The organism is Rhodococcus sp. AH-ZY2 (assembly GCF_030916465.1).
GTDB lineage: Bacteria > Actinomycetota > Actinomycetes > Mycobacteriales > Mycobacteriaceae > Rhodococcus > Rhodococcus ruber.
This window is the reverse complement of the sequence record NZ_CP126458.1, coordinates 3535952-3548567: the sequence shown is the minus strand read 5'-3', so window position 1 is coordinate 3548567 and position 12616 is coordinate 3535952. Positions and strand designations below refer to the sequence as shown.

The window sequence follows — 12616 nt, the reverse complement described above, 5'->3', positions numbered from 1 at the left end:
GGTGCAGCTGATGAGCATCGACGATGACGCCAAGCGCAGGGACCTGCGCCGGATGAAGGCGGTCGCCACCGGCTTCCTGCTCGTGGCGACCGCAATCTACCTGTTCTGCCGCTGGCAGGAGACGCGCGGCGCCGGCGAATGGGTGGGGTACGTGCGGGCCGCCTCCGAGGCCGGGATGGTCGGCGCGCTCGCGGACTGGTTCGCGGTCACGGCGCTGTTCCGGCATCCGCTGGGCATCCCCGTTCCGCACACGGCCATCATCAAACGGAAGAAGGATCAGCTCGGGGCGAGCCTGAGTTCGTTCGTCGGCTCCAACTTCCTCGCCCCCGAGGTGGTGTCGGCGAAGGTCGAGAACGCCCGGATCCCGCTGCGCCTGGGAACCTGGATGGCGGAGCCCGAACACGCCGAGCGGATCGCGCAGGAGACGTCGACGGTGCTGCGGGGACTCGTGACGGTCCTGCGCGAGGAGGACATCCAGCAGATCATCGACAACACCATCGTCAAGCGCATCGCCGAGCCGGAGTGGGGGCCGCCCATCGGCCGGGTGCTGTCCGAGCTGCTCGCCGAGAACCGGCAGCTGCCGCTGATCGACATGCTGGCCGAACGGGCTCACCAGTGGGCCCTCGGCAGCCAGGAGACGATCGATCGCATCATCAGCCGCGACTCGCCGTCGTGGTCGCCGAAGTTCGTGGACCTGCTGCTCGGCGAGCGGATCCACCGCGAGCTGGTCGAGTTCACCTGGAAGGTGCGGTCCGACCCCGACCACGAGGTGCGTGTGGCCGCGAACCGGTTCCTCGCCGACTACGCGCGGGACCTGCAGCACGATCCGGTCACCATCGCCAAGGCGGAGAAGGTCAAGGCGGAGATCATGGGTCGGGAGGAGGTCACCCAGCTGGCCTCCGCGACGTGGCGGGCCGCCAAGCGGATGATCCTCGAGTCGGTCGACGACCCGCACAGCACGCTGCGCACGAAGGTCACCGAGAACGTCATCCACTTCGGGGTGCGGCTGATGGAGGACCACGAGCTGCGCGGCAAGTTCGACCGCTGGCTGCTCGACGGGGCCCGGTACATCGCGGCCAACTACGCCGACGAGATCACCGCGGTCATCCGGGAGACGGTGGAGCGCTGGGACGCGGAGGAGGCCAGCCGCAAGATCGAGCTCCAGGTGGGGCGCGATCTGCAGTTCATCCGGATCAACGGCACGGTGGTCGGGTCGCTCGCCGGTCTGGCCATCTACACGTTCTCGAATCTGCTGTTCGCGTGACGTTCCACACCTGCTAGCAGAGTGCTTGCTACAGCTAGCACTTGTCGGTACAGTGGAACCGTGTCCACGAAGGAACGGGGTGAACCCGCCGACGGAGGGGACGATGACAAGGACGATGCGTCCGGCGCCACCGAGATCGCCACGCGGGTGGTCAGCACTGCCGCGCAGGACATCGGCAGTTTCATCCGCTCGCAGCGCGAGGCGGCGCAGGTGTCCCTGCGTCAGCTTTCCCAGCTCGCCGGCGTCAGCAATCCCTATCTGAGCCAGATCGAGCGAGGGCTGCGCAAGCCCTCGGCCGAGGTGCTCGGGCAGATTGCCAAGGGGCTCCGGATGTCCGCGGAGGTCCTCTACGTCCGGGCCGGGATCCTGGAGCAGCGCCCGACGAGCGCGGTGCGCGACGCGCTGCTGGCCGACGCCGTGCTCAACGAACGGCAGAAGCAGGTCCTGCTCGACATCTACGAATCGTTCTGCCGAGAGAACGGTTCCCACCCTTCCGGGGCGGACCTCTCACCCGAGGTGTCTGCACCCGAGGTATCCGCACCCGCGGCCGCTGCCCCGAACGGCGCGACCGACCCCGATCGACAGGAGAACTGACATGACCGATCCGAAGAACCTCGCCACCCCGCTGTACGCCGCTGTCGGCGCCGGCGACACCGTGGTCCAGGCGGTGGCCGACATCGTGGCTCGCACCCGCCGTCGCGCCGAGACCACCCAGACCGACGTCGGCGACCGGGTCGACAGTGCCCGGGGCCGTCTCGCCGACTTCCAGGAGGACCTGACCGAGAACGTCGAGTCCCTGCGCGAGCGGCTCGCCGGCCTGCCGGCCGAACTGCCCGAGGATCTCGCCGAGCTGCGCGAGAAGTTCACCGCAGAGGAGCTGCGCAAAGTCGCCGAGGCCTACCTGAAGGTGGCCTCCGACATCTACACCGCACTCGCCGAGCGCGGTGAGGAGACCATCGAGCGGCTGCGCAAGCAGCCGGTCGTGGAGGAGGGCATCGGTCGCGCCGAGGCCGCGTTCGGTGACGCCGTCGAGCTCACCGAGGAGGCGCTGGGCACCGTGGCCCGACAGACCCGCGCCGTGGGCGAACAGGCCGCCCGGCTCGCGGGCCGCGCCGCCGGCCGGATCGAGGAGACCGCCGGCGACGTCGGCGAGGCCATCTCCGGGGCCGGCGAGGAGGCCGGCCTGCGGGTGCTCGACCTCGGTGGCCAGGCCCAGGAGGCGGCTTCGGAGGCCGCGGACCGGGTCGAAACCGCCGCGCTCGAGCTCGACGAGGCCGCCACCAAGGTCGAGGAGGCCGCGGAGAAGGCAGCCGCGCCGAAGACCGAGGCTCCGGCGCCCAAGACGCCGGCCAAGGCCCCCGCCAAGGCTGCGGCCAAGACGCCGGCCAAGGCGCCCGCCAAGAAGGCGGCGCCGCGCAAGACCACCGGCGCCTGATCACACCGGTCGGTAGAACCGCCGACGGCCCCCACGCGACCTCCGCGTGGGGGCCGTTGCTCGTACCATGGGAACGTGCCCAACGTCGATTCTCTCGCCGCCCTGATCATTTTCGCTCTGCAGATCGTCGCGCTCGCCGGGGCGGGTTTCGCCCTCCTGCATGCCGTGCGGCAGCCCGCCGAGGCGTTCCCCGCGGTCGACAAGCTCACCAAGCCGGTGTGGCTCGGCATCCTCGCCGCCTCGCTGCTGGTGATCGTCGTCTTCTGGGGCACCTTCATGATGCTCGGAATCATCGCGGTGATCGCCGTGAGCGTGTACCTCGTCGACGTGCGACCGCGGGTGGACGAGGTACAGCGGCCGCGCTGGTAGTTCCGCTCGGAGGCCTTGACAAGCGCCGAGCGGTTGATGACACTTCGGGTAACGGGTAATTACCGAGACGAGGTGATCGACGATGGCGCTCACCCGGACCGTCCGCACGGACGACCGTGAGGACACCGCCGAGAGGCTGCTGGCCTCCGCGGCCCGTTCCTCCTACGACCCGGCCCTCGAGATCGACTGGGATGCCCCTGTCCCCGCCGACAAGTACGGGATGACCCCCGAGTGGAGCAGCCTCTACGGCACCGCCCTGTGGGAGTCGATGAGCGAGCGGCAGCGGATCGTCCTGACCCAGCACGAGGCCGCCAGTATCGCCGGCACCGGCATCTGGTTCGAGATGATCCTGATGCAGATGCTCGTACGCGACCTCTACCGCCGTGACCCCGCCACCGCCTACGTCCAGTTCGGGCTCACCGAGATCGCCGACGAATGCCGGCACTCGACGATGTTCGCGCGCGCGGCACAGCACTTCGGGATCCCGTCCTACCGGCCGAAACGCTGGATCCGGGAGAGCGGCCGGCTGTTCAAGGCCACGGCAGGCGGGGCCCTCGCGTTCGGTGGAACCCTGTTCGCCGAGGAGATCCTCGACGCGATGCAGCGCGACTTCATGCGCGACGAGCGGGTCCAGCCCGTCACCCGCACCGTCAGCCGCATCCACGTCGTCGAGGAGTCCCGGCACATCCGCTACGCGCGCGAGGAGATCGTCCGCCGCACCCGCCACCTGTCCCGCACCGAGCGCGTCCGCGTCCGGCTGCAGCTGGGCATCTCCGCGTACTTCGTCGTCACGAGCCTCGTGCACGACGACGTCTACGCCGCCGCGGGGCTCGACGTGGCCGAGGCCACGGCTGCGGTACGGGCCAACACGCACTACCACGACCGGCTCCGTGAGGGCGCCCGACGGACGATCGAGTTCCTCGACGGCGTGGGCCTGATCGGGGGGCCGTCGACCCTGCTGCTCCGCCGCGCCCACGTCCTGTGATCGCGGACCCGTCCCTCGGCCGCCGCGTCCCGCGACGGCCGTCGTTCCAGGAACCAGGAGAACAACACAGGTGAAGAAGCCGTCCCGCAGGACCACCCTGGCGCTCGCCGGGGCGGCCGGCGCTGCCGCCGTCGCCGGACTCGTGGCCTACCGCGCCCGCCGTCGCCGCACCGTGGTGCGCGCCGCCGACCGGCCACCGCACGCGCTGCTCGCGCCGCCCACGCTGGACCCCGACATCGTCGACCTCACCACCGACGACGGCGCTCACCTCCACATCCGCGCCTACGGCGATCCGGACGCCGATCCGATCGTGCTCAGCCACGGGTGGACGTGCAACGCCGACTACTGGATCCCGCAGATCAACGCACTCGCCGGGCGCTACCGGGTGATCACCTACGACCAGCGCGGTCACGGCCGCAGTGACCTCGGTACCCGGACCTTCGGCCCCGACGTCCTCGCCGACGATCTCGCAGCGGTCCTCGCGGCGACGGTGCCGGCCGGCCGCAGGGCAGTGCTCGCCGGGCACAGCATGGGCGGCATGAGCATCATCGCGTGGGCCGGCCGCCACCCCGAGCAGGTGCGGGAGAAGGCGTCCGGAGTGCTGCTCGCGAGCACCGGCACCGACAGCCTGCTCGCCGAGGCCGCGCTGCTGCCGCCCCGCCTGGGCCGGGTACCGGAGCCCGTCGCGCGGCGTGTTCTCGGCGCCGCCGTGCCGCTCGTCGCCTCCCCCCTGACCACCCGCGCGCTGAAGTACGTCGCCCTCGCGCCCGGTTCGAGCACCGCCGAGGTGGAGTTCTGCGAGAAGATCGTGCTCGGCTGCACCCCCCGGGCCCGGGGCAACTGGGGGACGGCGCTCAGCGCAATCGACATCCGAACGGGGCTCGAGCACCTCACCGTCCCGACCACCGTGCTGGTCGGCACCGCGGACCGCCTCACGCCGCCGGTGCACGCGCACCGGCTCGCCGAGGCCCTCGAGGCCGCCGGGCACCTCGAGCATTTCGTCGTCCTCGACGGGATCGGACACATGAGCTCGGTCGAGGCGATCGACGCGTTCGACGACGAACTGCTGTACCTCGCCGAACGGGAGCCCGTGCAGGCAACCGCCTGACGCTCCCATCCGCGGGGGTCGCGGCACCGAACCCCCGGTGTGCCGTCGACCGGAGAAGGACCCGTGACAGTGTCGGGCCACCGCGCCGCGCGTGCCCTCGCCGGACTGGTGTCGTTCGGCGTCGTCCTCGGCGTCGGCGAACTGCTCGCCGCGCTGATCGGCCCGGCGTCGTCGCCGTTCTACGCCGTCGGCGCCACGACCGTGGACCGGGCGCCCGCGTGGGCCCGCGAGTTCGCGATCGACACCTTCGGAACGTCGGACAAACCGGCGTTGTTCATCGGCATGTCGGTGATCCTCGCGGTGCTCGCCGTGGTGGCGGGGCTGCTCGAACAGCCCCGCCGCCCGCGTGGCGGCGTCGTCATCGCGGTCCTGGCCGCCGTCGGCGGGTACGCGGCGCTGAGCCGGCCGGGCGCCACCGCCGTCGCCGCGTTGCCCACGGTCGTCGGCGCCGTCGCGGGCGCGGTGCTGCTGCAGTACGCCGTCCGGCTCCTTGCCGCATCCGGCGTCCGCGACGACGGGACGGTCACCCCGGCGGCGTGGCCGCGCCGCCGGTTCCTCACGGTGCTCGGCACCGCGGCCGCCGTGGCCGTGGCCGCCGGCGCCGCCGGCCGGCACCTCACCGACCGGCTGGCGCGGGCCGTCGAGGACCGTGCCCGGTTCCTGATCCCGCGGCCGGCCCGGGCCGCCGCTCCCGTGCCGGCGGGCACCGAGGTGACGGTCCCCGGCGCGACGCCCTTCCTCACCTCGCCGGCGGAGTTCTACCGCATCGACACCGCACTGCGGGTGCCGCGGTTGCGCACCGCGGACTGGCAGCTGCGCATCCACGGCATGGTCGAGCGGGAGGTGACGCTCACCTGGGACGATCTGGCCGCGTTCGAACCCGTCGAACGGATCCTCACCCTCACCTGCGTGTCCAACGAGGTCGGGGGCGACCTGGCCGGCAACGCCCGCTGGATCGGATACCGGATGCGCGACCTGCTCGCGTGGGCCGGGGTCCGGGCCGACGCCGACATGCTCCTGTCCACCAGCGCCGACGGCTTCACCTGCGGCACCCCCGTCGCCGCCGTCCTCGACGGCCGCGACGCCCTGCTCGCCGTCGCGATGAACGGCGAACCGCTGCCGTTCGAACACGGATACCCGGCCCGGCAGGTGGTACCGGGCCTGTACGGCTACGTCTCCGCCACCAAGTGGGTCGTCGACTGGGACCTGACCCGCTTCGACCGGGCCGAGGCCTACTGGACGAAACGCGGCTGGGCCGAGCAGGCCCCCGTCCGGACCGCCTCACGCATCGACGTTCCCGCCGCCTTCGGCCGGCTCGAATCCGGGCCCGTGGTCGTCGCCGGTACCGCGTGGGCGCAGCATCGCGGCATCGACCGCGTCGAGGTCCGCGTAGACGGCGGCCCCTGGAACGACGCCGTGCTCGCCGAGGAGTACTCGCTCGACACGTGGCGGCAGTGGACGTGGCGCTGGGATGCGACACCTGGCACGCACACCCTCGAGGTGCGTGCCACCGACGGGGAGGGCCGGGTGCAGGACGAGCAGCGCCGCCCGCCGATCCCCGACGGCGCCACCGGCTGGCACAGCCGCACCGTCACCGTCGGCTGACCGGCGGATCCCGCGTCGTCAGCTGAAGACGACGGTCTTGCTGCCGTGCACCAGCACCCGGTCCTCGAGGTGCCAGCGCAGACCGCGGGCCAGCACCAGCTTCTCGACGTCCCGTCCGAGGCGCACCATGTCGCCGACGGTGTCGGCGTGACCGACGCGCACCACGTCCTGCTCGATGATCGGGCCGGCGTCCAGCTCGGGGGTCACGTAGTGGCACGTCGCGCCGATCAGCTTCACACCGCGTGTGAAGGCCTGATGGTAGGGGCGTGCGCCGATGAACGACGGCAGGAAGCTGTGGTGGATGTTGATCGCCCGGCCCGCCCAGTGCTCGCACAGCTCGGGCGGCAGGATCTGCATGAACCGCGCGAGCACGACCGCGTGCGGATCGTGCACGTCGACGAGCTTGCGCACCTGCTCGAACGCGGGCCCGCGCTGCTGCGGATCCTTGGGGAAGGACACGTAGTGGAAGTCGATGCCGTGCCGGCGGGTCACCCGCTCGAGGTCGGGATGGTTCCCCACGACCGCGCAGATCTCCGCGTTCAGCTCGCCGGCGGCCACCCGGCCCAGGATGTCGTGCAGGCAGTGGCCTTCCTTGCTGACGAGGAGCACCACCCGCTTGGTCTCGCCGGTGTCCTGCAGCGTCCACTCGGTTTCCGGGCCCAGTTCCGCCGCGACGGTCGCGAATCGCTGGCGCAGTTCGTCGAGGCCGAGCGGAATGGAGGAGGCGCGCACCGCCTGACGAGTGAAGAACCAGCCGCTGTCGGGGTCCGCGTGGTAGCCGGCTTCGACGATCGAGCCGCCCACGTCCGCGAGGAAGGTCGAGATGCGGGCGACGATGCCGGTGGCGTCGGGGCAGCCCAGTGACAGTACATACCGACGGTCGTCGGACGAGGCAGCGGAGGTCATGCCGTCCAGTCTCTCAGGTGGGATCCCGGCCCCACCCGACCGGTCACACCGTCGCGGGGGGCCGCCGGACCGTGGCGGTCCCGACGAGGGTCGTCGCGTCGATCGTGTGGATGCCGCGCTCGGTGACGGCCGCGAGGAATTCGGCGCGCACCGCGGCGACCGCGTCGGCGTCGAGCCCGGCCAGGACCGCCCGCAAGCCCGATCCGGTCACCAGTGCCCAGCACAGCTCGTCGGTGGCGGGGAGCAGGCTCGACAGGGTGCGTACCTCCACCGAGTGGGTGCCGGCGGCCGCGAGCCACGCCTCGAGGGTGCGCGGCAGGTCGATCGTGTGCAGCGGCGTCCGGTCCCGCAGCGACGGCCGGCCGGCCACCGCCGGGTTGCGCCGGCCGACGACGTCGAACAGCGTCGCGCTGATCTCCTCCATCGCCCCGGCCCGCCACACGGTCACACCGACCCGGCCGCCGTGCCGCACCAGGCCCACCAGACGATCGAACGTCGCGTCCATGCGGGGCAGCAGGAACACCCCGTAGGAGACGGCGAGCGCGTCGTACCCGGCCTCCGGGACCGCGGACGGCGGTTCCCACGTGGTGGCGTCCGCGCACACGAAGTCGATGTTCTGCAGCGCCCGCTCGGCGGCGACGAGCCGGCCGATCTCGAGCAGGTCGTCGGCGACGTCGATCGCGTGGACCCGGCCGGTCGGTCCCACCGCCGCCGCAGCGGGCAGCGCCGAGGCGCCGGCGCCGCAGCACACGTCCAGCACCGTCGCGCCGGGACCGGGCCCGAGCTGGAAGATCAGCGCCTGCCCGGCCGGACCCCACACCGTCGGGGTGAGCCGGTCGAAGTCGCCGCTCGCGTCGTCGAAGGTGCTCGCGAGCCGTGCCGTCTCGTCCACTGCGTCGGCCATGCCTGGTCCTCGGGTTCTCGAAGCCGGGGCCGGAGCCCCGGACGCCCAGCGGTGCAGCCGATACCTTATTGCAATTCCGAACGTTTCAGTTCCGTAGGCTGGATGGCTCCTTCGCGTCCGGTGAGACGAGTGCGGTGCGGCGGCGAGGACGGGGATGCCGGTCGTGACCGTCTTCCGGGCGACAGGAAGCGTTGGGCGAGTTCGACGTCGGAGCCGGGGTGCGCATGGTCACCGCCGGCGCGGTGCCGTTCACCCGCGCAGGACCTCGCGCTCCTCGCCGGCAGGGAATGACCCGCGAATCCGGCCGCAGCCGTGGAGAGAACCGGCCCGTCGGCACGACGGACTTCGCGCGGGCGGCGCCTAGAATCGGAAGCAATCCGAGGTGGCGTCATGATCAGGTCCGCAGATCACCGGCCGGCAGAACCGGCCACCGGCAGTGCCGCGGTATACCTCCCGGAGTGCCGGGCGCAGTCCGAAGACCGGGTGCACAGTGTCCGGTGACGCCGCTGCACGTTCCGCTGATCCGCCCCCGAGGGAGCTCGCGGACGAATTGGGCGCGGCCGGTTTCGTCGAGCCGCGGGTGGCAGGGCGGGGAGGGTTCGGCATCGTCTACCGCTGTCGTCAGCCCGCCCTCGACCGAGTGGTAGCGGTCAAGGTGATGAGTCCCAGTCCGGACGAGACCGACCGCGTGCGGTTTCTGCGCGAGCAGCAGGCGATGGGCCGGCTGTCGGGGCATCCGAACATCGTGCACGTGCTCGAGGCCGGCGTCACCCGTACCGGGCGTCCCTTCATCGTGATGCCGTTCCACCGCCGGGACTCCCTCGAAGCCTGGATCGACCGGCGCGGGGCCCGCACGGTCGCCGAGGTTCTCGACATCGGCATCAAGGTGGCCGGGGCGCTCGAGACGGCGCATCGGGCGGGTGTCCTGCACCGCGACGTCAAACCGGCGAACATCCTGATCTCCGAGTACGGCGAACCGCAACTGACCGATTTCGGGATCGCCCGGCTGTCGGATCGGCAGGACACCACGCGGGGCTTGGTGGTGGGCTCGCCCGCCTACACCGCGCCGGAGCTGCTGCACGGGCAGTCTCCGTCGGTCGTCTCGGACGTCTACGGACTCGGCGCCACCTTGTTCACCGCTCTGGCCGGCCGGCCTGCCTACGCGCGCCGCCGTGGGGAGGAACTGGTGGCGCAGCTGCTGCGGATCAGCACCGAACCGATTCCGGATCTGCGCGAGCGGGATGTTCCGGAGGGGGTGTGTGCGGTGATCGAGCACGCGATGGCCCGGGAGCCCGCCCACCGTTTCGGTACGGCGGCGGCGTTGGGGGAGGCGCTGCGCAGCGCCGGGACCGATCTCGGTTACCTCGTTGCCGACCTGCCGCTGCCGTTGGCCTGGGACGAGGAGAGCCCACCGCAGCCGGAAGGTCGCGAATCCCCCGCGACCGCGGCGTATCTGCGCCTCGACCCGTCGGCTGGTGGATCCGTGCCCGCTCGTCCGCCCGCCGTGGCGACCAAGTACCGTCCACCGGTCGCGGCTCATGCGATGGTGCAGCGCACCCGGTTGCTCGACCGGCTCGGTACCGCGACCCGGGCGCGACTGATCTTGATCCACGGCCCGGCCGGATACGGCAAGACCACTGTGGCCGCCCAGTACGTGCGGATGCTCGAGCACGACGGTGGCAAGACCGCGTGGTTGTCGATCGACGAGGACGACAACACCCCCGCCTGGTTTCTCGCGCATCTCGTCGATGCGGTCACTGTGACCCTGCCCCGGCTGGGCAGAGAGCTGACCCGTGTCCTGGAGGGACACGGGGAGGGCGCCGAGCGGTTCGTGCTGACCACCCTCATCAACCGGACACACACGGGCGGGCAGCACATCGCGGTGGTACTCGACGACTGGCACCGGGTGACCAACCCCGCCAGCCGGGCCATCACCCGGTTCCTGCTCGAGCAAGGGTGCCACCACTTGCAGCTGGTCGTCACCAGCCGGGCCCGGCAGGGCCTGCCGCTGAGCGGCCTGCGCGTGCACAACGAGTTGATCGAGATCGACGCCGCCGCTCTGCGCTTCGATGTCGACGAGTCCCGCGAGCTGCTCACCGGTACTACCGGATTGACCATGGAGGACAAAGACATTGCCGAGCTCGAGGAAACAACCGATGGGTGGGCGGCGGCCCTGCAGCTGGCCTCGCTGGCACTACGCGAACACCATGACCCCCGGACGGTCATCCGCCAGCTGTCGGGCCGGCATCGCGCCCTCGGCGAGTACCTCGCCGAAAACGTCCTCGACAGCCTCGAAACGGACCTGCTCGACTTCCTGTTGGCCACCGCGGTCAGCGAACGCACGTGCGCAGCCCTGGCCACCGCCCTGACCGGCCGCCGGGACGCCCAGGCCGTGCTCGAGGACGTCGAAGACCGGGACCTGTTCCTCACCCGGCTCGACGAGGAAGGACAGTGGTTCCGTTACCACCACCTGTTCACCGACTATCTACGCCGCCGGCTCGAACGAGGCGACCCGGAACGGCTGCACGAGCTGCACCGGACCGCGGCCCGGTGGTTCGCCGATCAACGCCTCTCGAGTGCGGCGGTCGATCATTTCCGCGCTGCCGGCGACGACGACGCGGCGATCGACGTGGTCGAGCGGGAAGCAATCCCACTGCTCGAACAATCCCGGATGAACACTCTGCTCGGGTTGGAGACCAAGCTACCGACGACCGCCGGCGCGATGCGGCCACGCCTGCAGCTGGCGGTGGCCTGGGCGCACGCACTGCTGCACCACCGCACTGCGGCCAACGACGCTCTCAGCCGCCTCGAGGCAGTGCTGCCGACCGTGTCCGGCGACGAAGAGGCTGACGCCCGGGCCGAGGCCTCTCTCATCCGGGCCACCATCACCGTCTTCGACGACCGTCTCGACCACCTCGGTGAGGCACTCGAGGCATGCATCGCCCGCGCCGACAGACTCCGTCCGTGGATTCTGTGCGGTGTTGCCGATGTGGCCTCGTTCCGCGAGATCCAGCGGTTCGACTTCGACGAGGCCCGGCGCTGGCAGCAATGGGCACGCCCGTACCACCGCCGCGCCTCCGGGCCGTTCAGTGTCATCTACGGCTATTGCCTCGATGCAGTGGCCGCACGGGAACAACTCGATCTCGACGGCGCCGAGACGAGCCTGCGCCACGCCATGCACCTGGCCACCGCTTCCGACGAAGACAATTCCTACAGCTCCCGCCTCACCGGTGCCCTCCTCGGGGAAATGCTGTACGAACAGGGAAACCTCGCCGAGGCCGAAGGCCTGCTCGACGAGAGCTACAGCCTCGGCGCCGAAGGCGGAACCGTCGAGTTCATGCTCGCCACGTACGTCATCGGCGCTCGCCTGAAGCATCGCCTGGGGCAGCACGAACAGGCCGCCGGGCGACTGGCCGAAGGGGAGCGGCTGGCACTGTCACTGCAACTGCCCCGTCTGGCGGTACATATCACCAACGAGCGCATCCGGACGGGCATCGGGATACCGCAGGTCTCCCCGGACGCCTTTCCTCCCGGGCTTCCGAGCGACGTTCCTGACGGGATCGCCCAGGTCACGGCCGAGACCACGGAAGAGGCGGCAATCCGGCTGCTGCTCGCCGCCGGCTCCGACAGTGACCGGACACACGCGTGCCGGCGCGCCCGAATCCTCACCGAGTCGATCAGCGCCACCGACCGGCCCCGAGCGTCCCTCTATGCCCGCTTGCTGCTGACCGAGTGCCTTGTCACGGTCGGCTCACTCGAGGAAGCGGAACGAGTGTTGCTGCCCGTCCTCGAGCAGTGTGCACGGTCGGGGTTGGTCCAGCCGGTCCTCGATACCGGACCCGCTGTGCGAGAACTCGTTCGACGGGTCGGTGCGGACCGGCACGACCGCAGCATCAGCCCCGCCCTCGCCCACTTCCTCGATCGGCTGCACACAGCACCACAGCCGTCCGCAACACCGGAGGACACGTGAGTCCTCCCACTCCGGGGAACACCGGATCGAGCGCATCGCGACACCGCGATTGCCGCCCCGACGATCCCCC

At 71.0% G+C, this 12616-nt stretch carries 10 protein-coding genes; 8 read left to right on the top strand and 2 right to left on the bottom strand.

The window, feature by feature from the left end; all coding sequences use genetic code 11:
- Positions 1-10 precede the first annotated feature (10 nt).
- The 7 genes from QNA09_RS17185 (at position 11) to QNA09_RS17155 (ending at position 6766) form a co-directional block, all read left to right on the top strand.
- Complete coding sequence (locus QNA09_RS17185; RefSeq protein ID WP_225222515.1) at positions 11-1264, top strand: DUF445 domain-containing protein; 1254 nt, start codon at positions 11-13, stop codon at positions 1262-1264.
- Between the two features lie 60 nt (positions 1265-1324).
- Positions 1325-1858 carry a helix-turn-helix domain-containing protein gene (locus tag QNA09_RS17180; RefSeq protein WP_010592133.1) on the top strand — a complete coding sequence of 178 codons (534 nt, stop codon included), beginning with the start codon at positions 1325-1327 and terminating at the stop codon, positions 1856-1858.
- 1 nt (position 1859) lies between these two features.
- The gene (locus QNA09_RS17175; RefSeq protein WP_010592132.1) at positions 1860-2699 is read left to right on the top strand and encodes a hypothetical protein; all 840 of its coding nucleotides are present in this window, start codon (positions 1860-1862) and stop codon (positions 2697-2699) included.
- A gap of 75 nt (positions 2700-2774) precedes the next feature.
- Entirely contained in the window at positions 2775-3068 is a 294-nt protein-coding gene (locus tag QNA09_RS17170; protein ID WP_003937507.1) for a DUF2516 family protein, read from the top strand.
- 82 nt (positions 3069-3150) lie between these two features.
- Positions 3151-4053 (top strand): diiron oxygenase, encoded by a 903-nt coding sequence (locus tag QNA09_RS17165; RefSeq protein ID WP_010592131.1) that lies wholly within the window; start codon positions 3151-3153, stop codon positions 4051-4053.
- 70 nt (positions 4054-4123) lie between these two features.
- Complete coding sequence (locus QNA09_RS17160) at positions 4124-5161, top strand: alpha/beta fold hydrolase (protein ID WP_203010983.1); 1038 nt, start codon at positions 4124-4126, stop codon at positions 5159-5161.
- Positions 5162-5224: 63 nt separating this feature from the next.
- The gene (locus tag QNA09_RS17155) at positions 5225-6766 is read left to right on the top strand and encodes a molybdopterin-dependent oxidoreductase (RefSeq protein WP_203010982.1); all 1542 of its coding nucleotides are present in this window, start codon (positions 5225-5227) and stop codon (positions 6764-6766) included.
- A gap of 18 nt (positions 6767-6784) precedes the next feature.
- On the opposite strand, the gene purU is transcribed toward QNA09_RS17155, so the two are convergent.
- Together purU and QNA09_RS17145 are read right to left on the bottom strand one after the other, a co-directional pair.
- Positions 6785-7672 (bottom strand): formyltetrahydrofolate deformylase, encoded by an 888-nt coding sequence (gene purU / locus QNA09_RS17150; RefSeq protein WP_203010981.1) that lies wholly within the window; start codon positions 7670-7672, stop codon positions 6785-6787.
- Positions 7673-7715: 43 nt separating this feature from the next.
- Positions 7716-8576 carry a class I SAM-dependent methyltransferase gene (locus QNA09_RS17145; RefSeq protein ID WP_203010974.1) on the bottom strand — a complete coding sequence of 287 codons (861 nt, stop codon included), beginning with the start codon at positions 8574-8576 and terminating at the stop codon, positions 7716-7718.
- Between the two features lie 550 nt (positions 8577-9126).
- Between QNA09_RS17145 and QNA09_RS17140 the strand changes: the two genes are divergently transcribed.
- A complete protein-coding gene (locus QNA09_RS17140) occupies positions 9127-12546 on the top strand; it encodes a serine/threonine-protein kinase (RefSeq protein WP_203010972.1) in 3420 nt (1139 codons plus the stop codon).
- The last annotated feature ends 70 nt before the right edge of the window (positions 12547-12616 follow it).